The sequence below is a fragment of the Streptomyces sp. NPDC021020 genome (assembly GCF_044333285.1).
In the GTDB taxonomy this organism is placed as follows: domain Bacteria; phylum Actinomycetota; class Actinomycetes; order Streptomycetales; family Streptomycetaceae; genus Actinacidiphila.
Map to the genome: position 1 here is coordinate 366,856 of NZ_JBIRQQ010000006.1, position 21,975 is coordinate 388,830.

The following is a 21,975-nucleotide window of genomic DNA, read 5'->3' on the forward strand; positions in this document are numbered from 1 at the left end:
AAGAGTGGGGCGGGTGCGGACGTACTGACGTCCGGACCCGCCCCTTCTGCGTGTTTCCGCCACCCGACGGACGAATTGTGCTGCTATCGCCCCATGGTCGTCCACGTGTCCGTCATCGTGCTGCTCCTCGTCATCGTGGGGATGCTCATGCACAACAAGAGCCTCAAGGTCAGCCATGCGATCGTGGCCGGCCTGCTGGGCTTCTGCCTGGCGAGTTCCAGCATCGCGCCCACGATCCAGTCGACCGTCGCCTCCACCGCGGACCTGGTCAGCACCATCCGCCCCTGAGGCGCCGCCACTTCGGATCACCCGGTCATACGATGAACGGATGACCGACATCGAGGGCATCGACGCCGAGGGCAGTGACACCGAGGGCAACGACGCTGAGCGCAACGCCGCCCGCGACTCCGTCGCCCTGCGCCCGATCACCGAGGACGACCTCCCCGTGATCAACGGCCACCTCTCCGATCCCGCCGCCTCCGGCCCCTACCAGTGGTTCGGCTTCCCCGACCCCCACCGCTGGCGGCGCGACTGGGAGCAGAACGGCATCCTCGGCCCGGACGGCGGCCGCCTCCTCGTCGTCCGCGGCACCGAATCGCTCGGCTTCGTCTCCTGGCGGAAGATCCCCCGCGGCATCTCCTCCCACTGGAGCATGGGCATCCTGCTCTGGCCGCACGCGCGCGGCCGCGGCGCCGGCACCGAGGCCCAGCGCCTCCTGGTGCGCTACCTCTTCGACAACACCCTCGCCTTCCGCGTCGAGGCGGACACCGACATCGAGAACATCGCCGAGCAACGCGCCCTGGAGAAGGCCGGGTTCACCCGCGAGGGCGTCATGCGCGCGAGCCACTTCCGCGAGGGCCGCTGGCGCGACAACGTCCTCTACGCGATCCTCCGCGACGATCTCCCGCCCGCGTCCTGACCCCTCTGGTGCGGGGGTCGCCCGGGGTGCGAAGATGCGCTGCCCCCGGTCTGCGGGGGCGATGCGTCCTGTGGGGGGATTCGCGATGGAAGCGCTGGTACCGGGGGCGGCCGCGCCCGGAGGCTACGAGGTAAGACTGCGCTGGGGCGTGCTGCGGGTGATGCAGTCGCTGATCCTGCCGCTCGTCGTCGCGGCGTACATCCTCTACCCGTACAACACACGGGTGAAGCCGCTCTCGCTGGTGCTCGGTGGTCTGTCGCTGGTGTTGGCTGCGGTGGTCCAGCGGGCGCTGTACCGGATGCGGAAGGCGGGCTGCCTGATCCGCGTCGATCCGTCGGGGATCACCGTGCACGGCGAGCAGACGGTGCCGTGGCGCGACCTGGACCGGGCGGTGGTCGTCCGCGGCCGGGTGGTGGCCTTCCACGCCCGGCAGCCCGACCGGCAACTGCCGCTGGCCCCGGTCGGAGCCGGCCGGCCCCGCTCCGCGCGGATCCGCAGACAGCTCGACCGCCGGTTCGGCACCCAGCTCGTCGTCTCCCCGCGGCTCTACGGCCGGCGGGTGGAGGACCTCGTCGCCGCCGTGCGCCGCTACAGCCCCGGCCTGCCCGTCTTCGACGGCGACTGACGTCACGTCACCCCGCCCTGGCCGGGCGGCGGGCGCGGTGGGACGATGCGTCCGGATCCCCGCCTGCGGGGCGGGGCCGTGTCCGGGGGGACGGATGGCGACGGAGCGGCGCCACCGCAGGCGGCTGGCGAAGCGCTTCGGCTCGGTGATGGTGGTGCCGACGCGCCTGTACGGGGTGCGGCGCACCGACGTCGTCGCGGCGGTGCGCCGCTACAGCGGGAGCGTGCCCGTCTTCGAGTGACCGCCTCCCCCCGGGGGCGTACGTCCGCATGACGGACCGCCGTACCGTCCGCCCCGCTGTTGTATCTATGATGTGCGCATCATGGATACCGTCACCGCGCCCCCCGGCAGCACCGCCGTCAAGTCGCCGCCCGCCGCCGAGCGGGTCTACCTGCACGTCAAGGCCGGGGTGCTGGACCGCAGTTACGAGGGCGGGACGCTGCTCACGGAAGGGGATCTCGCCGAGGCCGTCGGGGTGTCGCGCACGCCCGTGCGCGAGGCGCTGCTGCGGCTGGAGGCGGAGGGGCTGCTCAAGCTCTACCCGAAGAAGGGCGCGCTCGTGCTGCCGGTCTCCGCGCAGGAGATCGCCGACGTCGTCGAGACCCGGCTGCTGGTGGAGCAGCACGCGGTGGCCAAGCTCGCGGGCGCGCTGCCCGACCCGCTCGCGGCGCGGCTGGAGGAGCTGCTGGCCGAGCAGCGGCTGCACGCCGCCGCCGGGGATCTCGCGGCCTTCGCGGTCGCCGACCGCTGCTTCCACGCCGAGATCGTCCGCGCGGCCGGCAACCGCATCCTCGCCCAGCTCTACGACCAGCTCCGCGACCGGCAGCTGCGGATGGGCGTGGCCACGATGCACGCCGAGCCGAGCCGGGTCGCCAAGAACATCGAGGAGCACGCCGAGATCCTGGACGCGCTGCGCGGCGCGGGCGTCCGCGAGGCGAAGGCGGCGGTCTCCCGGCACCTCGTCCGCGTCAACACGCTCGCGCGGGGCGAGTCGTGACGGCGGGCGGTGACTGCTCCGGGGGCGGGATACGGGCGCTGCCCGGCGATCCGCCGGGCGGCCGGCAGGCGGTGCTGGTGTGGAGCGTCGGCACCCTGGTCTACCTCGTCGCGGTGGTGCACCGCACGAGCCTCGGCGTCGCGGGCATCGACGCCGCCGACCGCTTCCACATCGGCGCCTCCGCCCTCTCCTCCTTCTCGATCCTCCAGGTGCTGGTCTACGCGGGGATGCAGATACCCGTCGGCCTGATGGTGGACCGGCTCGGTACGAAGAAGGTGCTCACGCTCGGCGCGCTGCTCTACACCGCGGGCCAGCTCGCCTTCGGCCTGTCGCACTCCTACGGCATGGCGCTCGCCGCCCGCGCGGTGCTCGGCTGCGGCGACGCGATGACCTTCGTGAGCGTGCTGCGGCTCGGCTCGCGCTGGTTCCCGGCCCGCCGCGGCCCGGTCATCGCGCAGACGGCGGCGCTCTTCGGGGTGGCCGGCAACCTCGTCTCGACCGTCCTGCTGGCCCGGCTGCTGCACTCCGCGGGCTGGACCCCGACCTTCCTCGGCTCCGCGGTCGCGGGCGCGTTCGTGCTGCTGCTCATGGCGCTCCTCCTCAAGGACCACCCCGAGGGATACGAGCCCGCGCCCGCCGAGCACGCCGGGGCCGCGTACGTGAAGCGGCAGATCGCCGCGGCCTGGGCCGAGCCCGGCACCCGGCTCGGCATGTGGACGCACTTCACGACGCAGTTCCCCGGCATGGTCTTCCTGCTGCTGTGGGGCATGCCCTTCCTCGTCGAGGCGCAGGACCTCTCGCGCGGGGCCGCGGGCGGGCTGCTCACCCTGGTGGTGCTGGCCAACATGGGATTCGGCCTGGTCTTCGGCCAGGTGATCGCCCGTCAGCACGGGGCGCGGCTGCCGCTGACGCTCGGCGTGGTCGCGGCGACCGCGGTGTCGTGGGCCGTGGTGCTGGCCTGGCCCGGCGGCCACGACCCGATGTGGCTGCTGGTGGTGCTGTGCGTGGTGCTGGGCGCGAACGGGCCCGCCTCGATGATCGGCTTCGACTTCGCCCGCCCCGCCAACCCGCCCGAGCGCTTCGGCACCGCCTCCGGCATCGTCAACATCGGCGGCTTCGCCGCCTCGATGCTCACGCTGCTCGCGATCGGCGTGCTGCTGGACTCCACCGGCGACAACTACCGCGTCGCCTGGTGCAGCGTCTTCGTGATGGAGGCGGTCGGCCTCACGCAGATCCTGCGGCTGCGCCGGGCCAGCGAGCGGCTGGAGCGCGAGCGGATCGCGGTCAGCCGCGTCGAGAGCGTCCACCGCACGCCCGCGGCCGTCCGCGGCGAATAGCCCCGTAGCCGTGCAGCCCCCTGCGTAAGCCGAACGGGTGCGGGTCCACGAGGGACCCGCACCCGTTCGGCTGATCGCGGCGGTGCGGCCGCACCGGTCAACGCGTCACGGAGATGTGGCGCAGGATCGCGTCGGCGAGATCGGCGTCGCCCTCGATCTTCACCTGGCCGGCCACCGCGGCCGGGCGGACCCGGCCGGTCAGCAGCCGCAGGAAGGTCTCCCAGTCCAGGACGAAGGTCACCGCGGGGCCCAGCGACACCGCGGAGTCGATCGAGCCGCGGCCCTCGGCGTTCACCCGTACGGTGCGCATGAACTCCAGCGGGCCGTGGACGTCGAAGACCACCGCCGAGCCCGGCTTGGCGCCCGCGTCGTGCGCGACCAGCTTGGGCAGCGCCCGCAGCACGTAGTCGCGCGCCAGCACCGCACCCGCCGACGCCAGGTTGCCCGGCTTGTCGAGCGCCCGCCGCAGATCCTGCTCGTGCACCCAGACGTCGAAGACGCGGCCCCACAGCTGCTCCTCCAGCGTCGTCTCGCCGCCGCCGATCGCCCGCACCTGCGCGTCCGGCTGCCGCGACTCGTTGCGCAGCTGCCGCGACCTGCGGATGATCGTGTACTCCAGCTCCGACGTCATCTCCGGGGCGGTGTGGTGCCGCCGGATGTCCACCGGCACCTCGGTGTAACGGGCCGACTCGGAGGTGATGTGCCGCAGGTCGCTGGGAAGGGTGTGGATCGGGCGCGGATCGCCGAGGAGTTCGCACTCGAAGCCGATGAGGTGGGAGACGATGTCGCGCACCGACCAGTACGGGCACTCGGTGGGGCGGTTCCATTCCCCCTCGGCAAGGGGCGACACCAGCTCGTTGACGGATTCGATGGAGTGGGTCCAGGCGTCTATGTACGGCTGGAGCTTGCTGTGGACGGTCACGGGACCCCTCGACGGATCGGTGCGCGGTCGTGGTGGTTGGCGCCTAAGTTACGCTGCGCGCGGGCGCCCACGCAGTGCTTTCGAGTGACGATGGTAGGCCCGGCTTGACGACCCAACGTATGGGCGGTGTCCAGGTGCGCGCAACGCTAGTCCAGATCGATGTCGACCCGGCGGAGACACCCGCGCGGCGGCGGGAGCGCGCGGCCGCGCTCGTCCGCGCGCAGGCGGGTGCGGATCTCGTCGTCCTGCCCGAATTGTGGCCCGTCGGAGCGTTCGCCTCCGACGACTTCGCCGCGGAGGCGGAGCCGGTGGACGGCGGGCCCACCGCCGCGGCGATGAGCGCCGCCGCGCGGGACGCCGGGGTGTGGCTGCACGCCGGGTCGATCGTCGAGCGCGCCCCCGAGGGCGCCCTCTACAACACGGCGCTGCTCTTCTCGCCGGACGGCGAACTGGTCACCTCCTACCGCAAGATCCACCGCTTCGGCTTCGACAGCGGCGAGGCCGCGGTGCTCGACGCGGGGCGGGCCGTGGTGACGGAGCGTCTGCCCTTCGGTGTCGTCGGGCTCGCGACCTGCTACGACCTGCGCTTCCCCGAGCAGTTCCGGCTGCTCGTGGACGGCGGGGCCGAGCTCTTGGTGCTGTGCGCGGGATGGCCGGCGCGCCGCCTGGACCACTGGCGGGTGCTCGTGCGGGCGCGGGCGGTGGAGTCGCAGGCGTACGTCCTGGCGTGCGGGACCGCGGGGTCGCACGCCGGCGTGGAGCAGGCCGGCCACAGCATGGTCGTCGACCCCTGGGGCACGGTCCTCGCCGAGGCCGGCCCCGCCGAGCAGCTCCTCACCTGCGAGCTGGACCCTTCGCGGGTGGCGGCCACCCGCCTCGACTTCCCCGTCCTGCGCGACCGCGTGCTCCCCCTTCCCCCGCCGGGCACGCTCTGACCTGCCCCTTGCGGGGGGCGCCGCGACCTTCCCCCGGTGGTGGGCCGGCCGCGCGGTTTTCCGCGCCCCCGACGGGCGCGGGGAAATGTCCGCACCCGGAAATGTTGTTGGATGGGGACATGACTGCACGTGCACGCGTCCGGGCGCCCGAGCTGACCGGCAGGGGCGGCTGGCTGAACACCGGCGGGGCCACCCTCTCCCTCGCCGACCTCCGCGGGTCGATCGTGATCCTGGACTTCTGGACCTTCTGCTGTGTGAACTGCCTGCACGTCCTGGACGAGCTGCGGGAGCTGGAGGAGCGGCACCGGGACACCGTGGTGATCGTCGGCGTGCACTCGCCGAAGTTCGTGCACGAGGCCGAGCACGACGCCGTCGTGGACGCGGTGGAGCGGTACGAGGTGCACCACCCGGTGCTGGACGACCCGGCCCTGGCCACCTGGAAGCAGTACGCCGTACGGGCGTGGCCGACGCTCGTGGTGATCGACCCGGAGGGCTACGTCGTCGCGCAGCACGCCGGCGAGGGGCACGCGCACGCGCTGGAGCGGCTGGTCACGGAGCTGGAGGCCGAGCACGCCGCGAAGGGCACGCTGCGCCGCGGCGACGGCCCGTACGTGCCGCCGGAGCCGGTGGCGACGGACCTGCGCTTCCCCGGCAAGATGCTGGCGCTGCCGGGCTCGGGCCACTACCTGGTGTCGGACTCGACGCGGCACGCCCTGGTGGAGCTGGCGGCGGACGGCGAGAGCGTCGTGCGGCGGATCGGCAGCGGTGTGCGCGGCCTCGCGGACGGGGACGCGGCGACCGCGCGCTTCAGCGAGCCGCAGGGGCTCGCGATGCTGCCGGACGGCGGTGTGATCGTTGCGGACACCGTCAACCACGCGCTGCGCCGCCTCGACCTGGAGTCCGGTGTGGTGACGACGGTCGCCGGGACGGGCCGCCAGTGGTGGCAGGGCTCACCCACCGCGGGGCAGGCGCTCCAGGTGGACCTGTCGTCGCCGTGGGACGTGGCGTGGTTCGAGGACCGGGTGTGGATCGCGATGGCGGGCGTGCACCAGCTGTGGACGTACGACCCGGCGACCGGCCGCGTCGAGGTCGCCGCGGGCACCACCAACGAGGGCCTGGTCGACGGCCCGGCGCGGGAGGCGTGGTTCGCCCAGCCGTCCGGGCTCACGGTCTCCGGGGAGAGGCTGTGGATCGCCGACTCGGAGACCTCCGCCCTGCGCTGGGCCGAGCGCACCGCGGAGGACACGGGGTACGTCATCCGTACGGCGGTGGGCACCGGGCTGTTCGACTTCGGCCACCGCGACGGCCCCGCGGGCCAGGCGCTGCTCCAGCACCCGCTGGGCGTGACCGGGCTGCCGGACGGCTCGGTCGCGGTGAGCGACACGTACAACAACGCGTTGCGCCGCTACGACCCCGTCACCGGCGAGGTCAGCACGCTCGCGACCGACCTGCGGGAGCCGTCCGACGCGGCGGTCGTCGCCGGGGACATCGTCGTCGTGGAATCCGCCCGGCACCGGCTGACCCGGCTGCGCCTGCCGGAGGAGGCCGTACGCGTCGAGGGCGTCGCCCACCGCACGCAGCGGGCCGCGACCGACGTGGCGCCCGGGCTCTTCCGGCTGGACGTCGTCTTCTCGGCGCCCGCCGGGCAGAAGCTCGACGAGCGGTACGGTCCCTCGACCCGGCTGCTGGTCAGCGCGACCCCGCCGGAGCTGCTCACGGAAGGCGCCGGTAAGGGCACCGACCTCTTCCGCGACCTGGTCCTCGACCCCTCCGTGCCGGAGGGCGTGCTGCACGTCTCGGCGATGGCGGCGTCCTGCGACGACGACCCGGCCAACGAATACCCCGCGTGCCACGTCCACCAGCAGGACTGGGGCGTCCCCGTCCGGCTCGCCGACACCGGCGACTCGCGGCTGGCCCTGGTGCTCGCCGGAATGGACGAGGGCCCTCAGTAACGCTGGCCCTCACTAACGCGGGCCCTCGGTAACGCGGGCCTCTCAGTAGCGCGGGCCGTACCGCTCGTCGGAGTAGTAGCGCTCCTCGACGACGGGCGGTACGTCGCCCTGGCTCGTCGGCGGCAGCGCGCGGCGCTTGAAGATGCTCACGTACGCGGCGAGCCCGATGACGCCCACGGCCATCATGATCAGGCCGACCAGGTCCAGGTTGACGCCCTTGGTGTGCCAGTCCGTCGCGAAGGTGAGGATGCCGCCCGCGGCGATCAGGATGATGCAGCCTCCGATACCCACGGTGTCCGCCTCCAGAGATGGATTGCGTTCGGATTCCTGCCTGCTGTCCTGGTGGATCGCCTTCCCGGTGCGGGCAGTTGCATGCCCGCCCGCTAACTCCCTTACGGAAAAGGCGTGTTGGGGTGTCACCTCGGGGCGGGCCGGCGCGTGAGAGGAACGGACGGCACGACCCGTAGGCCGTCCGGATCGGAGAACTTGCTCATGCGCATGCGGACTTCTGCCGCAGCCGCGATGGTGGCGACCACCGCCCTGATCGCCACCGGAATGCTCACCGGCACCGCCTCGGCCGCCCCGCGGCCCGCGGCCGCCGGTGGCGGCCCGCTCACCGCCCAGCCCCTCCCGGACGTCAACGGGAGGCTCTACGACGTCACCCAGGTCGGCGCCCACGTCACCCTCGCGGGCGGCATCGCCCAGGGGGTCGAAGCGGACGGCGACCTCGCGGGGACGCCGCTGCTGCTCCGCAAGGACGACCGGGACGGCAAGGGCTGGCAGACGGTGCAGCTGCCGCAGCAGGACCTCGGCGACTCCTTCACCGAGATCAACTCGGTTGCTGCCGTCCCCGGCACCGCGGGCCAGGCGTGGGCGGTGGGCCTGGAGCCGCACACGCCGGACTGCGCCATGCCCGGCCACGAGGCGTGCCCGCCGATACTCGCCTACCGCTTCGACGGCACGTCCTGGACGGCCGCGCCGGTGCCGGTGCCGGAGAACACGGCGGGCGCCGGCCTCAGCCAGGTGGTCGCGAACGGGCCCTCCGACGTGTGGGCGGTCGGCTGGGCGTACATCCTCGACCACGCGGAGCCCAACCCCCCGCCGAAGCCCGGCGGCTGGCACACCGTGGAGCACCTGGAGGCGCTGCTCGTCCACTGGGACGGCCACGCCTGGACCCGGGTGGCGGTGCCCGACGAGCTGACCCTCACGCCGACGTCGGTCGCGGTGTCCGGGCGCGACGTCTACGTGGCCGGCATCAGCGACGGGCCGGCGCCGGAGGTCCAGCACTGGAACGGCCGCACGTGGACCACCGAGAAGCTCCCGGCTTTCGCCGACGGCGCCGAGCTGTACAAGGTCGGCGTGGACGCCGCCGGTTCGCCCTGGGCGGTCGGCCGCACCTGGCTGGGGGAGGACGACGTGCAGGGCCACGGCCTGCTGCTGCACAAGACCGGCGGCGTGTGGCGCAAGGTCGCGGTGCCCGCGGACGCGGGGCTGCTCACCAAGCTGGCCTTCACGCCGAGCGGGGTGGCCGTCGCCGGGTCCGACGCCTCGGACGGCCGCAGCGGCTACGTCGCGCAGTCCGACGCGACGGGCTGGCACCAGATCGCGCTGCCCGCGGCCCCCGAGGGCGGGCTGCTCGCCACGGAGGGCATGACGTACAGCCCGCAGCACGGCCTGACGGTCGTCGGCCACCAGGAGGGCGCGGACGGCCCGTTGGGCGCGGACGTGCTGCCGGTGGTGCTCGACCAGCGCTGAACCGGCGGGTTTCGGGGTGTCACATCAGGGCGGTGCCAGGCGTGAGAGGAGCGGACGGAACCTTCCGTCACAGCTCGGATCGGAGAACTCGCGTATGCGCATGCGGACTTCAGCCTCCGCCGCCCTGGTGGCCGCCGCCGCCCTCATCGCCACCGGCAGTCTCACCGGCACCGCCTCGGCCGCCGGTGGCGGTGGCGGTGCCGGTGGGCTCACCGCCCAGCCCGTGCCGCCCGGCAGCGGATGGCTGTTCGACGTCACCCAGGTCGGCGCCCACGTCACCCTCGCGGGCGGCCTCAGCCAGCAGGCCACCGACGACGGGTTCACCCGGCAGAGCCCGCTGCTGCTCCGCAAGGACGACCGGAACGGCAAGGGCTGGCAGGCGGTGCCGCTGCCGTCCGAGGGGGTCGGCGTCAGCGACAACGAGATCAACTCGGTCACCGCGGTGCCCGGCACCGCGGGCGAGGCGTGGGCGGTCGGCCTGGAGGGGCGCAGCAGCACGAACTGCGGCTTCCCGCCCGGCTACGAGGTGTGCGGGCCGATAGTCGCCGACCACTTCGACGGCATCTCCTGGAAGGCCGAACCGGTGCCGACACCGGCGAATTCCGAGGGCGGCGGCCTCACCCAGGTGGTCGCGGCCGGGCCCTCCGACGTGTGGGCGACCGGCTGGCTCCAGATCTTCGACAGCGCGTCGCCGACTCCCGGCAAGCCCGGCGGCTGGACCGTCGTGGACCACATGGAGGCGCTGGTCGTCCACTGGGACGGCCACGCCTGGAAGCGGGTGACCGTCCCCGACCAGCTGACCTACCTGCCGAACGCGGTCGCGGTGTCCGGGCACGACGTGTACACCGCCGGGTGGGGCGGCGACGACGTGCCGGTGGTCCAGCACTGGAACGGCCACAGGTGGACCACCGAGAAGCTCCCCGACCCGGCCTTCGGCGGCGAGGTCTACGGCCTCGGCGTGGACGGCTCCGGCTCGCTGTGGGCGGTCGGCCGGACGCTGCTGACCGAGGACGACCCGGGCCACGCCCTGCTGCTGCGCAAGACCGGCGGTGTGTGGCGCAAGGTCGCGGTGCCCGCGGACGCGGGGCAGCTCACCGACCTCGCCTTCACCCCGGGCGGCGTCACCGTCGTCGGCAGCACCGTCGGCGGCCGGGACGCCTACGTCGCGCGGTCCGACGCGCGCGGCTGGCACCGCGTCGCGCTGCCCGCGGCGCCCGCGGACGGCCTGATCGCCGCGGACGGCGTGTCGTACAGCCCGCGGCAGGGCCTGACGGTCGTCGGCCACCAGGAGGGCCCGGACGGGCCGTTCGCCGAGAGCGCGGTGCCGCTGGTGCTCGGCCGGAGCTGAGCCTCCCCCTGAACGGCGGGCCCGCACCCTCCCCCGGGTGCGGGCCCGCTTCTCGTCCCTACGCCCTTACGCCCTGAGGAAGGCCGTGAGCGCCCCCGCCAGGTAGGCCGGGTCGTCGGCGCCGCACAGCTCGCGCGCGGAGTGCATGGAGAGCATCGGCACACCGACGTCGACGGTGGCGATGCCGTGCCGGGCGGCGGTGATCGGGCCGATCGTCGTACCGCACGGCATGGCGTTGTTGGACACGAAGTGCTGGAAGGGCACGCCCGCGCTCTCGCACGCGGCGGCGAAGAGGGCGCGGCCGACGCCGTCGGTGGCGTAGCGCTGGTTGACGTTGGACTTCAGGATCGGCCCGCCGTTGGCCCGCGGGTGGTGCGTCGGGTCGTGCCGCTCGGGGTAGTTGGGGTGGACGGCGTGGCCGACGTCGGAGGACACGCACACCGAACCGGCCAGCGCCCGCGCCCGGTCCTCGTAGCCGCCGCCGCGCGCGTGCACGGAGCGCTCCAGGACGTTGCCGAGCAGCGGGCCCATGGCGCCGGTGTCGGCCTGGCTGCCGTTCTCCTCGTGGTCGAAGGCGGCGAGCACCGGGATGTGCGTGAGGTCGCCCGCCTCGACGGCGGCCAGCAGCGCGGCGGTGCAGGCGTGGGTGGACAGCAGGTTGTCCAGCCGCCCGGACGCGAGCAGCTCGCGGTCCCGGCCGAGGTAGGCGGGCGGCTGCGTGTCGTACGCCATCAGATCCCAGCCGGTGACGTCGTCGGCGTCCAGGCCTGCCTCGGCGGCCAGGAAGGCGATCAGGTCGCCGTCGTGCGCCTCGCCCAGGCCCCACACCGGCTGGAGGTGGCGCTGCTTGTCGAGGGTCAGCCCGTTGTCGTTGACCCCGCGGTCGAGGTGGACGGCGAGCTGGGCGACCCGCAGCAGCGGCCGGCCGGCGTCCACCAGCACCGTCGAGCCGTCGCGCAGCGCGAGCCGCCCGGCCAGGCCCAGGTCGCGGTCCAGCCAGCTGTTGAGCAGCGGCCCGCCGTACAGCTCGACGGAGACCTGCCGCCAGCCCGCCGCCCCCATGTCGGGGCGCGGCTTGACCCGCAGGTTCGGCGAGTCGGTGTGCGCCCCGACGATCCGGTACGGCGTCTCGGGCCGCGCCCCCGCGGGCACGTACCACGCGACGATCGCCCCGCCGCGGGCCACGTACTTCCCGCCCGGCTCGCCGTCCCACGCGTCCGTCTCCGCGACCCGCCGGAAGCCCGCGGCCTCCAGCCGCTGCGCCACCTCGGCGACGGCGTGGTACGGCGTGGGCGCCGCCTTGACGAAGGCGGCCAGGTCGTCGGTGTGCGAGCGGTCGAAAACACGCGGTGCGGAACTCATACCGGCCAGTCTAGAAAACCCGGCCGACAGTCACCCGGGACGGTGACGGGTGGCACGGCCGGGAAGGGTCACATGCGCTCGATCTCGGTGAGGTCGACGGTGACCGGGAAGGGGACGTCGACCCGGAGCCGGTCGCGGTGGACGCCGGTGGGGACGTAGCCGAAGGTCAGCACGTCGAGCACGTACGTGTGGACCACCGGCAGGTTGTCGGGGCCGGACATCTCGACCCGCCAGTAGTGCGGGATGCGGGCGCGGGCGTACTTGAACGGCTTGGTCTCGCGGTCGCGCTCCCGGGAGTCGGGGGAGACCACCTCGACGGCGAGGGCGACGCCGTCCGCCGGGTAGCTGCGCCGCTCCGCCCCGTCGGTGCCGCCGGTGCTGTCGGTGTCGCCGTCGTCGCCGGTGCCGTCGGTTCTGACGACGATCACATCGGGTACGGGTGCGGTGTGCTCGCTGAGCACCACGGCGGTCTGCCGGCGCGCCCGCAGACCGCCGGGAGCCGCCTCGCGCAGCGCGTACAGCAGCAGATCGGTGGTCACCGCGTGGAATTCCTGCTGCGGGAAGGGCAGCACGAGGCTGCCGTCGATCAGCTCGGCGCGGGCGGGCAGGTCCAGCCGGAGGAGGTCGTCGAGGCGGTAGCCGCCCGGCGGGGGCACCGGCCACGGCGAACCGTCCGGCTGCGTCGGCCCGTCGGCGGCGGCCCGGGGGCGGGGGGTCGTACTCCTGGTCACCTTCCGGATTCTGGCCGTGCCACCCCCCGCGCCCGCACGCAAACGTCCCGCCCTCACCCCAAAAGGTGAAGGCGGGACGTTTCAGCAGTTTCAGCAGGTCAGAAGGCCGGGGGCCTTTCGTCGAGCAGCCGGGGCCTTCCGTCAGGCGGACGTCTCGCGGGCGTCAGAACGCCTCCTCCGGGAGGTCCATCACGTCGAGGGTGACGGTGTCGGCCATCGCGCGCTGGACGGCGACCTGCGGCAGGACGTTCGTCGCGAAGAACTTCGCCGCCGCGACCTTGCCCTGGTAGAAGGGCACGTCCTTCGCCGAGGCGCCCGGGAGCTTGTCGAGGGCCACGCCCGCGCCGCGCAGCAGCAGGTAGGCCACGACCACGTCGCCGGAGGCGAGCAGCAGCCGGGTGGTGTTGAGGCCGACCTTGTAGATGTTGCGGACGTCCTGCTCGGTGGCCGCGAGGTCGGTCAGCATCGTGCCGACGATGCCCTCCAGGTCGGCCGCGGCCTTGGCGAGCTGGTCGCGCGCGTCGGCCAGCTCCTCGCCGCCCGCCGCGTCGGCCAGGAACTTCTTGATCTCCTCGCTGAGGGCGGTGAGCGCCTGGCCCTGGTCGCGGACGATCTTGCGGAAGAAGTAGTCCTGGCCCTGGATCGCGGTGGTGCCCTCGTAGAGGGTGTCGATCTTGGCGTCCCGGATGTACTGCTCCAGCGGGTATTCCTGCAGGTAGCCGGAGCCGCCGAAGGTCTGGAGGGACTGCGCGAGCTGCTCGTAGGACTTCTCCGAGCCGTAGCCCTTGACGATGGGCAGCAGCAGGTCGTTCAGCCCGTGCAGGCGGCGGGCGTCCTCGCCGGTCGCCTCGGCGGCCTGGATCGCGTCCTGGACGGAGGCGGTGTAGAGGACGAGCGCGCGCATGCCCTCGGCGTAGGCCTTCTGCGTCATGAGCGAGCGGCGCACGTCGGGGTGGTGGGTGATGGTGACCTTGGGCGCGGCCTTGTCGGTGAACTGCGCCAGGTCCGGGCCCTGGACGCGCTCCTTGGCGTACTCCAGCGCGTTCAGGTAGCCGGTGGACAGCGTCGCGATCGCCTTGGTGCCGACCATCATGCGGGCGAACTCGATGATCCGGAACATCTGCCGGATGCCGTCGTGCTTCTCGCCGATCAGCCAGCCCTTGGCGGGGTGCCGGTCGCCGAAGGTCATCTCGCACGTGTTGGACGCCTTCAGGCCCATCTTGTGCTCGACGTTGGTCGCGTAGACGCCGTTGCGCTCGCCCAGCTCGCCCGTCTCGGGGTCGAAGTCGAACTTCGGCACCATGAACAGCGACAGGCCCTTGGTGCCGGGTCCCGCGCCCTCGGGGCGGGCCAGCACGTAGTGGATGATGTTCTCGGCCATGTCGTGCTCGCCCGAGGTGATGAAGCGCTTGACGCCCTCGATGTGCCAGCTGCCGTCGTCCTGCGGGATCGCCTTGGTACGGCCCGCGCCGACGTCGGAGCCCGCGTCCGGCTCGGTGAGCACCATCGTGGAGCCCCACTGCTTCTCCACCGCGAGCGCGGCGATCTTCTTCTGCTGCTCCGTGCCCTCCTCGTAGAGGATGCCCGCGAAGGCGGGGCCGGAGGAATACATCCAGATCGCCGGGTTGGAGCCCAGGACCAGCTCGGCGTAGGACCAGATCAGGGAGCGCGGCGCGGTGGTGCCGCCGATCTCCTCGGGCAGGCCGAGCCGCCAGTACTCGGCGTCCATGAAGGCCTGGTAGCTCTTCTTGAACGTGTCCGGTACGGGGGCGGTGTTCGTGTCGGGGTCGAAGACCGGGGGGTTGCGGTCGGCGTCGGCGAAGGACTCCGCCAGCTCGTTCTCGGCGAGGCGCGCCAGCTCGGCGAGGATGTCGCGCGCGGTGTCGGCATCCATGTCGGCGAACGGACCCGTGCCGTACAGCTGGTCGCGGCCGAGCACCTCGAAGAGGTTGAACTCGATGTCGCGGAGGTTCGACTTGTAGTGGCCCATGACGTCGGCTCCGTATCGCTGCTGGTGTCACAAAACGTCTCACCCATGATGCTACCCGTCAGTAATAACGCGCAAGCCCCGCTCCCCGGATGTGACGGGATCGATCGGGTGGGGTGCGGGCCGGGGTCCGCGCCGGGATCCGTCCCCGGCCGGGCCGGGGCGCCGTTACGCTAGGGCCCGTGTACGGCTACGACCAGAGCGCGAATCCGGGTCAGGGGCCGGGCCCCGGCGGGCCCGCGCCCATGCCGGGCTACCCGGACGCCGGCGGTACGCCGATGAACGGCTACGCCGACCCGAACGCCGCGCCGCCCATGGGCGGCGGCTACCCCGAGCCCTCGCCGCCGTCGCTCACCGACGCCGTACGCGCCTTCACGACCGGCTCGATGGCGGCCGAGGACTTCCAGGCGATCTTCGCCACCTCCCGGGTCTACTGCCCGCGCGGCGAGAACCCCGGCTTCCTGGCGCTGCACGACACGCAGCAGCCGGTCATCCCGATGTTCAGCTCGCTCAAGGAGCTGCGCCGCTACGCCGGCAAGGAGTCGAAGTACTTCGTCATCACCGGCGCCGAGGTGCTGGACCTGCTGCCGACCGGCTACGGCTTCGTCCTCGACATCGACGGGCAGCACCGGATGGTCTTCGACGCGAAGGCCGTCGAACAGATGGTCGATTTCACGATGCGCCGGATGTACGGCTGATGTGCCGGATGTACGGCTGAGGTCCGCCGCTTCTTGAGTCCGTTACGCCCCTTGCGCCCCTTGGGCTGTCGCGCCCGATCGGGTGAGGGAATGGTCACGCGTTGCGAGATGTTCAGTGTTCAACTACATTGGAAGCGCACCGTCCCCGAGGAGGTCCCCCCATGCCTGCCGTGACCGTCGAGAACCCGCTGGCCCTGCCGCGGGTCACCGCACCCGCCGAGGCCCACTCCCGTTCCGCCCTTGCCGTCTCCACCGCCCCGAGCGGCCTGGAGGGCGAGGGATTCCCCGTCCGCCGCGCCTTCGCCGGGATCGACTACCGGCACCTCGACCCGTTCATCATGATGGACCAGATGGGTGAGGTGGACTACGCCGCGGGCGAGCCCAAGGGCACCCCCTGGCACCCGCACCGCGGCTTCGAGACCGTCACGTACATCATGGACGGCACCTTCATCCACCAGGACTCGCACGGCGGTGGCGGCACCATCACCAACGGCGACACCCAGTGGATGACCGCGGGCTCCGGCCTGCTGCACATCGAGACCCCGCCGGAGTCGCTCGTGCTGAGCGGCGGCCTCTTCCACGGCCTCCAGCTGTGGGTGAACCTGCCGAAGGCCGACAAGATGATGCCGCCCAAGTACCAGGACCTGCGCGCCTCCGGCCTGAAGCTGCTCACCTCCGGCGACGGCGGTGCCCTCATCCGCCTCATCGCCGGCGACCTCGGCGGCCACACCGGCCCCGGCGCCACCCACACCCCGATCACGATGGCGCACATCTCCCTCACCCCCGGCGCCGAACTGACCCTCCCCTGGCGCGCGGACTTCAACGCCCTCGCCTACGGCCTGGCCGGCTCCGGCTTCGCGGGCCCCGAGGCCCGCCCCTTCGCGATGGGCCAGGCCGTCGTCTTCGGCACCGGCGACGCCCTCACCCTCCGCGCGTCCGAGACCCAGGACTCGCGCTCGGCGAACTTCGAGTTCGTCCTCCTCGGCGGCCGCCCCATCCGCGAGCCGATGATGCAGTACGGCCCCTTCGTCATGAACTCCCACGCGGAGCTGGCCCAGGCCTTCGACGACTACCAGGCGGGCCGCCTCGGCACGATCCCGGCGGACTCCCCCCTCGGCAAGTAGCCGCCTCCTTCACGCGGGAGGGCCCGCTCCCCGTCCGGGGGGCGGGCCCTCCCGCGATGTACCCACGGCCGTGCGCAGGCCGTCGAAGGCGGCCCCAACGGCGGAAGGTCCGTACGCGGCCAACGCCCACAGAGCAGAAATCGTCGTGGCTTCGGTCCACAGATCCCCGACCACTGCTGGTGGACGGAACGCGTGCACGGTGAGCTGCCGCTCGACGAACGGGCGGCGATCGAGGTAGCGCCAGCCGCCCGTGCCACAGAGGTAGGTATCGGCGCCGACCGCGGTCGTGAGGTCGGCCAGACGTAGCGAGCGGTCCGAAGAAGCGGCGAGATCGCTGCTGCGGACGATGGTGCCACGCCAGCCAAGAAGCTTCAGCAGGGCGCGGGTCGTGGCCTCGGCAACAGCCGCAGTGCCGACGGCTTCCGAGACGGTGTCGACAACGGGTTCGAGCACGGCATGCAGCAATTGCCAGTGGCGACTGGTGCGGTAGTGCTGGGCAGGCAGATAGCTCAGACGGCGGGCTGCACGCCGCGGATCCGCGAGTAGAGCATCGCGGACCAACGTGGACCGGCCGTCGGGGAGACGGGTTTCCACAGACAGCCATCGCTGCCGCTGCGGGTCGTCGAGCGCTGCGAGGCGGGCCCTGTGCTGGTAGTCGCGGCGGGCGAATTGGACGTCGTCAAGAACCACCCAGATATCAGCCGCGTACAACTTGGCCAGAGTGGAAAGGCGGGGCAGAAGGTTGGGCTGATGGATCGCGCATAAGCGCGGCGGTTGCGTGTGCATGCTGGCGCGGCTTGCTCAGGCGGGCAGGAGCCAGGTGTCGTAACCGCGGGTGCGGAGCCGTTCGAAGGCGTCACGGACCTCTCCCGGGACATGCTGCTCGATGGCGAAGCCGTGCTTGGGGTACTTCATCACCCGTTCCATGTCGCCCATGAGCATGTCGATGAGCTGCTTCTCGTCGTCGTGGGTCATGACGTACTCGTCGAACGACAACGCCTGGGAGACGCAGACCGGCTCGACCTCGGGCCACAGCTTGCGGCAGGTCGCGTACGCGCGGCGCTGCATGTAAGGCATGGAGATCAGCAGCACGGTGGTCATTGGGACGCCCGCGTTCTCCAGCGCCTCGCGCGAGTAGGCGATGTTCTGCCCGGTGTTGGTGGCCTTGGGCTCCAGCAGAATCGCCCCGTTCGGCACTCCGAGCGACAGCGCGTGCTCGCGGTAGTGGACGGCCTCCCCCCGTGGGAACCGCTCCTTGGTCGCGTCGCTGGTGTCGCCGGTGAAGACCACGACCGGGAACATGCCCGCGTGGTACAGCTCCGCGGTGGCGCTGGCGACGCCGAGATCGAGGCTGCCGAGCGCGATTGCGGCGGAGCAGGACCGCAGCTCGTGACCCATCTGGTGGAAGTCCCAGAGGGTACGGGCATCGGCGCGGTCCGCGTTGCTGATCGAGGCCTGGTCGGTCACGTGTACTCCAGGTCGTTACGGAATTTTTCGATGCTGCGCAGCTGGTGTTTCAGGCCGTACCGAATGGCGGTGCCCGAGGCCCGGTCGAGTACGACCTGCCCCGCGCTACGCGTGTCCGGGTCGGTGAGCAGGATGTGGCCGTGTGCCGTTTCGATCTGGACGCGTTGGAGCGGGGTCTCGAAGCGGCCGTTGCGGCGGGCGGTGTCGATACAGGCCAGGGCCCGGGTGAGATCGCCGATGCCGCGATGGGCCAAGGCGAGCTTCTGCTGGGCGGTCGCCCAGTCCTCCGGTTCTCCCAACTCCTCGAACCGCCGCGCCGCCTGCCCCATGACATGGAGGGCGAACTCGTTGCGGCCGTCCTTGGCCAGGGCGGTGCCGATCCACAGGAGAGCGCGGGCGCGGTCGGCCGGGCCGAGCCTCTCGTCGGCGGTGAGCTGCTGGTAGCGAGTGGCTGCCAGGTTGAGACGTCCGGCCATCTCCGCGACCACGGTGAGAGAGAGTTCGACCTGTGCGGCTCGTCGGGGGATGCCGAGTTCGGTGAACACGTCATGTGCCTGGGAATAGAGCCTCTTGGCGGTCAGCAGGTCCTGGAAGGTGCCCTGGAGGCGGCGCAGGTCCCCGGACAGGACCAACGAACGCCCGTACAGGTACAGACCCCGATCGTCGAGGGCGTGGGGCTCGGCGTGGCTGAGCCAGCGCTTCAGCAAGGTGGCGGCGAAGGCGAAGTCCTGACGATCCAGGCAGATGGCGATCCGCTCCAGATCCTCCGTCCACGTCTCGTGGTCGGCGATGGCGAGGGAGGGCGTACCGGTCGGTCGGCGCCGCGGTGAGCCTTCCGTGAGGAGTTCTTCGAAGCGCGCCTGGGCGGTGGCGTCCGAGCGGGCGAGAGCCTCGTCGAGGATGGCCTGGGTGTCCGGCCAGGGGCAGGTGGACGCGCCGAATTGCTCCCACTTGGAGACGGTCCGGACCCCGACACCGAGGTGTGCCGCGTAGACCCGCACGCTCATGCGCAGTGCCTGGCGGAGTAAGCCCGCCTCGCGGCCGGTCCATCGCCTCACGGTTGCCACGGGGCGCCTCCTTCCTGCCGACAGGAAATCACGGACGGCGACCGAGGGACCACGGAAGTGCCACGAAGGTGCAACGCCCGTTCATTCCCGGCTGACCGGGCGTGAGCCACGCTGGCTTCACTCCGTACGCCTGGGCCGTCACTCGCCCTGGCGCAGCCGCCCCGATGGGAGAAGCACATGAGCACCGACATCGAGCAGGCCCCGAAGATCACCGCCCTGACGCGGCGGCTGGACCACTCTGTCCCGGACGGCGACTTCGCGCCGACGGTCACCGGCCTCACCCGGGCCCTGGACCACATGGTGCCGGACGGCGACTTCGCGCCCGTGGGAGCCGAGAGCTGATCTCGGCCCTGAAGCGACGCCGCCTGGTGACGGCACGGCGGGTCGGCTCGGCGTGAACAGCCGAGTCGGCCCGATCCCCTCTCGACCCGCCATCTGCACGTTCCGCCCAAGGAGAGTCCACCGTGTCGACCACGATCGCCACCCGCGTACCGCCCGGCTCCTTCTTCGACCTCACCCGCAGTGACCCGGAACTGGCTCAGCTCCGCGAATCCGAGGCCGCGTGGGCCCTTCCTTTCGCGCTGATGGGCCGCATCCTGCACTCGGGCACCCCTTACGCGGAGCACGCCCGTGCTCTGCGCAGCGAGCGTCTGACGGCAGCCGGGGCGACCTTCGACTGGTACGACGCCGAGCTGCCCCGCGAGATCGCCGCCGACGTGAACCTGGCGAACTACCGGATCGTGGAGCACACCGGCGAGCGGCGAGCGGAGCTGACCGCCGCGCTGGACCGTCTGTCGGTGGTCCACCCGAAGGGCTTCGACCGCATGCGTGAATTTGTTCGCGGCATGCTGTGGGTGGGCCTCAAGCCCGGTGCCCACGCCTCGTCGCTGACCAGCTCCAGCGACCCAGCGCTCCCGTACGTCATCATGTTCACCGACAAGGCCCGGCACCACATCCCTCCGAACACGGTCAGCGCGAAGCCGTCTCCCCGTTTCCTCGCGGAGAACCTGCTGCACGAGGGAACGCACCAGTCGGTCGCCCTCCACATCCACCAGCACCAGGTCTTCGCCGACGGGTACTCGTCCGAGGCTTCCCCGAAGATCGAGATCGCTTGGCGGGCCGGTCAGGGGGTTGCCCGCAACCAGTTCTGGGAGATCGATCGTGCCTTCCACGCGACCTGCGTCTACGTCCAGTTGCTGGACTTCCGCCGGTCCGAGCTGGACCGCGACGACCTGACCGCCGACGAGCGTGCGAGCTTCCAGAACGCCTACGACGAGGGGCTGCCGGCCGCCCGCTACCTCATGCGTGAACTCGAAACCTCGAACCAGCACTTCACCCCGCACGGAGTGGAACTGCTGACCGGCCTGCGCCGGCAGATCGACGAGCTGTAGCACCACGCCGAACCGAGAGAGGCAGGGTCCCGTGCTCCAGCACCTCATCACACAAGACGCCAACCTTCGCATGGTGCCCACCGACCGAGCCGAGTTGACCGCTGCGGTGGACCGGCTCCGCGAGGAGGTGTCCACCGGGCCCGCGCCCGACCGCGTCCGTGACCTGACCCGGTGGATCGGCATCGCACAGATGAGCCTGGGGGATTACGGCCAGGCACGCGCGTTCCTCCGCCAGTCGCTCGGACTGGCCATCACCAGCGGGAACGTCCGGGCCGTCGTCGCCACGGAACTCAACCTCGGTGATGCCCACCGCTACGCCAACGACGCCGGGGCCGCGGAGAGGTTCTACCGCAGCGCCCTGCACACCGCGCGGAGTAGGTGCCCGGAACTCCTCGACTTCGCGCTCCAGCACTTCGGCAAGCACCTCATGGAGCGCGGCGACCTCACCGGTGCCCGCGTGTACCTGGAGGAGGCGCTCCAGCTCCGGATCGCCAAGGGGAACACCGAACTGGTCGATTCCACGCAAGCTGCGCTCGACAGGGTCGATGCGTCGATCGGCAACGCTGCCGCATCGGGGTCGGCCATCGTGGCACCGGGTGGGTGGAGCCGCCAATGGACAGCGTGGTTCCAGGCCCACACCACCGTTGCCGACCCGGCGCGGTGGCACGAGGGGGCCTCGTCCATCCAGAAGGCAGTGCGGAGCCTCGCCGTGCACCAGCGGGTGCAGCCTCGGCACCTGCAGGACCAGCCGTTTGCCGCCGAGTTGGTCGCCGCCATGGCGTCGGAAGCCGACAAGGCCCTCCTCTCCGACGGGTACCGGCACAACGGCAAGCGGAACGCGGCCGTCGGCGAGGCAGCGAACCACTTCGCCGCCCAGGTCGACCTGGCGGCGCTGATGGCACGGTCCACCGGCCTGGATGTCGAGCAACCGCACACCGGCGTCTACATCGGCTACACGGAAGGGCAGTTCCTCGACTTCCACGTGGATGAGGCCGGGTTCGGCGATGCGAACCTGATCATCTGCCTCGGGCACACTCGCGGTCCGGAGGCAGCCCAGGCCAGTACCACCGTCTTCATCAGCGCCGGCGGCTACCTCACGTACGACCTTGGCGTGGGCTGCGGAGTCGTCTTCGACGGCGCACTCACCCCGCACGGTCGGACCCCGCTCGGTGCCGGAGAGAGCATCACGCTCATCAGCCTCGGCTTCCGTGCGCGGGATCAGGACAAACGCGTCCTCGCGGACCTTCCTCCGGCTCCGACTCCGGCGTAACGAGTCCTGCTTACGCCTCGGGGCCCACCTTGCGGCGGCGCGTGGACGCCCCGCAGTCGCCTCCGTACGCTGGGTGCACGGCTCGGCG

General features: G+C 71.9%; 23 protein-coding genes. 15 read left to right on the forward strand and 8 right to left on the reverse strand.

The window, feature by feature from the left end:
- The first annotated feature begins 93 nt into the window (after positions 1-93).
- The 6 genes from ACH4SL_RS20250 (at position 94) to ACH4SL_RS20275 (ending at position 3,878) form a co-directional block, all read left to right on the forward strand.
- A complete protein-coding gene (locus ACH4SL_RS20250) occupies positions 94-288 on the forward strand; it encodes a hypothetical protein (protein WP_398447331.1) in 195 nt (64 codons plus the stop codon).
- Positions 289-328: 40 nt separating this feature from the next.
- Complete coding sequence (locus tag ACH4SL_RS20255; protein WP_398447332.1) at positions 329-919, forward strand: GNAT family N-acetyltransferase; 591 nt, start codon at positions 329-331, stop codon at positions 917-919.
- An 85-nt stretch (positions 920-1,004) separates the two neighbouring features.
- The gene (locus ACH4SL_RS20260) at positions 1,005-1,544 is read left to right on the forward strand and encodes a hypothetical protein (protein WP_398447334.1); all 540 of its coding nucleotides are present in this window, start codon (positions 1,005-1,007) and stop codon (positions 1,542-1,544) included.
- Between the two features lie 94 nt (positions 1,545-1,638).
- A complete protein-coding gene (locus tag ACH4SL_RS20265; RefSeq protein ID WP_398447336.1) occupies positions 1,639-1,785 on the forward strand; it encodes a hypothetical protein in 147 nt (48 codons plus the stop codon).
- A gap of 81 nt (positions 1,786-1,866) precedes the next feature.
- Positions 1,867-2,541, forward strand: coding sequence for a GntR family transcriptional regulator (locus ACH4SL_RS20270; RefSeq protein WP_398447338.1), 675 nt, complete (start codon positions 1,867-1,869; stop codon positions 2,539-2,541).
- Positions 2,538-3,878: a nitrate/nitrite transporter gene (locus ACH4SL_RS20275; protein ID WP_398447340.1), complete on the forward strand. Its 1,341-nt coding sequence runs from the start codon at positions 2,538-2,540 to the stop codon at positions 3,876-3,878. The genes ACH4SL_RS20270 and ACH4SL_RS20275 overlap by 4 nt, the downstream gene beginning before the upstream one ends.
- Positions 3,879-3,975: 97 nt before the next feature.
- On the opposite strand, the gene ACH4SL_RS20280 is transcribed toward ACH4SL_RS20275, so the two are convergent.
- Positions 3,976-4,800: a maleylpyruvate isomerase family mycothiol-dependent enzyme gene (locus ACH4SL_RS20280; protein WP_398447342.1), complete on the reverse strand. Its 825-nt coding sequence runs from the start codon at positions 4,798-4,800 to the stop codon at positions 3,976-3,978.
- 134 nt (positions 4,801-4,934) lie between these two features.
- On the opposite strand from ACH4SL_RS20280, the gene ACH4SL_RS20285 reads away from it, so the two are divergent.
- Entirely contained in the window at positions 4,935-5,735 is an 801-nt protein-coding gene (locus ACH4SL_RS20285; protein WP_398447344.1) for a carbon-nitrogen family hydrolase, read from the forward strand.
- 119 nt (positions 5,736-5,854) lie between these two features.
- Positions 5,855-7,687: an NHL domain-containing thioredoxin family protein gene (locus tag ACH4SL_RS20290; protein WP_398447346.1), complete on the forward strand. Its 1,833-nt coding sequence runs from the start codon at positions 5,855-5,857 to the stop codon at positions 7,685-7,687.
- A gap of 42 nt (positions 7,688-7,729) precedes the next feature.
- Here the strand turns inward: ACH4SL_RS20290 and ACH4SL_RS20295 are convergent, their stop codons facing one another.
- Positions 7,730-7,978, reverse strand: coding sequence for a hypothetical protein (locus ACH4SL_RS20295; protein ID WP_398447348.1), 249 nt, complete (start codon positions 7,976-7,978; stop codon positions 7,730-7,732).
- 207 nt (positions 7,979-8,185) lie between these two features.
- Between ACH4SL_RS20295 and ACH4SL_RS20300 the strand changes: the two genes are divergently transcribed.
- Both ACH4SL_RS20300 and ACH4SL_RS20305 read left to right on the forward strand, forming a co-directional pair.
- Entirely contained in the window at positions 8,186-9,442 is a 1,257-nt protein-coding gene (locus tag ACH4SL_RS20300; RefSeq protein ID WP_398447350.1) for a hypothetical protein, read from the forward strand.
- 100 nt (positions 9,443-9,542) lie between these two features.
- Positions 9,543-10,790, forward strand: a complete 1,248-nt coding sequence (locus tag ACH4SL_RS20305) for a hypothetical protein (RefSeq protein ID WP_398447352.1) — start codon at positions 9,543-9,545, stop codon at positions 10,788-10,790.
- Between the two features lie 66 nt (positions 10,791-10,856).
- Here ACH4SL_RS20305 and ACH4SL_RS20310 read toward each other — a convergent pair whose 3' ends face one another.
- The 3 genes from ACH4SL_RS20310 to ACH4SL_RS20320 all read right to left on the reverse strand — a co-directional run bounded on the left by ACH4SL_RS20310 (position 10,857) and on the right by ACH4SL_RS20320 (position 14,873).
- Entirely contained in the window at positions 10,857-12,152 is a 1,296-nt protein-coding gene (locus tag ACH4SL_RS20310; RefSeq protein ID WP_398447354.1) for a M18 family aminopeptidase, read from the reverse strand.
- A gap of 68 nt (positions 12,153-12,220) precedes the next feature.
- Complete coding sequence (locus ACH4SL_RS20315) at positions 12,221-12,883, reverse strand: Uma2 family endonuclease (RefSeq protein WP_398447356.1); 663 nt, start codon at positions 12,881-12,883, stop codon at positions 12,221-12,223.
- Between the two features lie 163 nt (positions 12,884-13,046).
- Entirely contained in the window at positions 13,047-14,873 is a 1,827-nt protein-coding gene (locus ACH4SL_RS20320) for an acyl-CoA dehydrogenase (protein WP_398447358.1), read from the reverse strand.
- Positions 14,874-15,052: 179 nt separating this feature from the next.
- On the opposite strand from ACH4SL_RS20320, the gene ACH4SL_RS20325 reads away from it, so the two are divergent.
- The gene (locus ACH4SL_RS20325; RefSeq protein ID WP_398447360.1) at positions 15,053-15,568 is read left to right on the forward strand and encodes an SseB family protein; all 516 of its coding nucleotides are present in this window, start codon (positions 15,053-15,055) and stop codon (positions 15,566-15,568) included.
- Positions 15,569-15,729: 161 nt separating this feature from the next.
- Entirely contained in the window at positions 15,730-16,692 is a 963-nt protein-coding gene (locus ACH4SL_RS20330) for a pirin family protein (RefSeq protein ID WP_398447362.1), read from the forward strand.
- A gap of 9 nt (positions 16,693-16,701) precedes the next feature.
- Here the strand turns inward: ACH4SL_RS20330 and ACH4SL_RS20335 are convergent, their stop codons facing one another.
- From ACH4SL_RS20335 to ACH4SL_RS20345, 3 genes are read right to left on the reverse strand one after another with little or no spacing between them, the layout of a single operon-like run.
- A complete protein-coding gene (locus ACH4SL_RS20335) occupies positions 16,702-17,478 on the reverse strand; it encodes a WbqC family protein (protein ID WP_398447364.1) in 777 nt (258 codons plus the stop codon).
- 15 nt (positions 17,479-17,493) lie between these two features.
- Positions 17,494-18,159: a YdcF family protein gene (locus ACH4SL_RS20340; protein ID WP_398447366.1), complete on the reverse strand. Its 666-nt coding sequence runs from the start codon at positions 18,157-18,159 to the stop codon at positions 17,494-17,496.
- Complete coding sequence (locus tag ACH4SL_RS20345; RefSeq protein ID WP_398447368.1) at positions 18,156-19,226, reverse strand: helix-turn-helix domain-containing protein; 1,071 nt, start codon at positions 19,224-19,226, stop codon at positions 18,156-18,158. Before ACH4SL_RS20345 ends, ACH4SL_RS20340 begins: the two co-directional genes overlap by 4 nt.
- A 177-nt stretch (positions 19,227-19,403) precedes the next feature.
- Between ACH4SL_RS20345 and ACH4SL_RS20350 the strand changes: the two genes are divergently transcribed.
- From ACH4SL_RS20350 to ACH4SL_RS20360, 3 genes are all read left to right on the forward strand, one after another.
- Positions 19,404-19,568: a hypothetical protein gene (locus ACH4SL_RS20350; RefSeq protein WP_398447370.1), complete on the forward strand. Its 165-nt coding sequence runs from the start codon at positions 19,404-19,406 to the stop codon at positions 19,566-19,568.
- 122 nt (positions 19,569-19,690) lie between these two features.
- Positions 19,691-20,617, forward strand: coding sequence for a hypothetical protein (locus ACH4SL_RS20355; RefSeq protein WP_398447372.1), 927 nt, complete (start codon positions 19,691-19,693; stop codon positions 20,615-20,617).
- Positions 20,618-20,687: 70 nt separating this feature from the next.
- Positions 20,688-21,887: a tetratricopeptide repeat protein gene (locus ACH4SL_RS20360; protein ID WP_398447374.1), complete on the forward strand. Its 1,200-nt coding sequence runs from the start codon at positions 20,688-20,690 to the stop codon at positions 21,885-21,887.
- Positions 21,888-21,975: the final 88 nt, after the last annotated feature.

Coding starts and splice junctions, on each gene's coding strand:
- ACH4SL_RS20250 (WP_398447331.1), top strand. CDS start 94: ATGGTCGTCCACGTGTCCGTCATCGTGCTGCTCCTCGTCATCGTGGGG.
- ACH4SL_RS20255 (WP_398447332.1), top strand. CDS start 329: ATGACCGACATCGAGGGCATCGACGCCGAGGGCAGTGACACCGAGGGC.
- ACH4SL_RS20260 (WP_398447334.1), top strand. CDS start 1,005: ATGGAAGCGCTGGTACCGGGGGCGGCCGCGCCCGGAGGCTACGAGGTA.
- ACH4SL_RS20265 (WP_398447336.1), top strand. CDS start 1,639: ATGGCGACGGAGCGGCGCCACCGCAGGCGGCTGGCGAAGCGCTTCGGC.
- ACH4SL_RS20270 (WP_398447338.1), top strand. CDS start 1,867: ATGGATACCGTCACCGCGCCCCCCGGCAGCACCGCCGTCAAGTCGCCG.
- ACH4SL_RS20290 (WP_398447346.1), top strand. CDS start 5,855: ATGACTGCACGTGCACGCGTCCGGGCGCCCGAGCTGACCGGCAGGGGC.
- ACH4SL_RS20300 (WP_398447350.1), top strand. CDS start 8,186: ATGCGGACTTCTGCCGCAGCCGCGATGGTGGCGACCACCGCCCTGATC.
- ACH4SL_RS20305 (WP_398447352.1), top strand. CDS start 9,543: ATGCGGACTTCAGCCTCCGCCGCCCTGGTGGCCGCCGCCGCCCTCATC.
- ACH4SL_RS20310 (WP_398447354.1), bottom strand. CDS start 12,152: ATGAGTTCCGCACCGCGTGTTTTCGACCGCTCGCACACCGACGACCTG.
- ACH4SL_RS20320 (WP_398447358.1), bottom strand. CDS start 14,873: ATGGGCCACTACAAGTCGAACCTCCGCGACATCGAGTTCAACCTCTTC.
- ACH4SL_RS20330 (WP_398447362.1), top strand. CDS start 15,730: ATGCCTGCCGTGACCGTCGAGAACCCGCTGGCCCTGCCGCGGGTCACC.
- ACH4SL_RS20335 (WP_398447364.1), bottom strand. CDS start 17,478: ATGCACACGCAACCGCCGCGCTTATGCGCGATCCATCAGCCCAACCTT.
- ACH4SL_RS20350 (WP_398447370.1), top strand. CDS start 19,404: ATGAGCACCGACATCGAGCAGGCCCCGAAGATCACCGCCCTGACGCGG.
- ACH4SL_RS20360 (WP_398447374.1), top strand. CDS start 20,688: ATGGTGCCCACCGACCGAGCCGAGTTGACCGCTGCGGTGGACCGGCTC.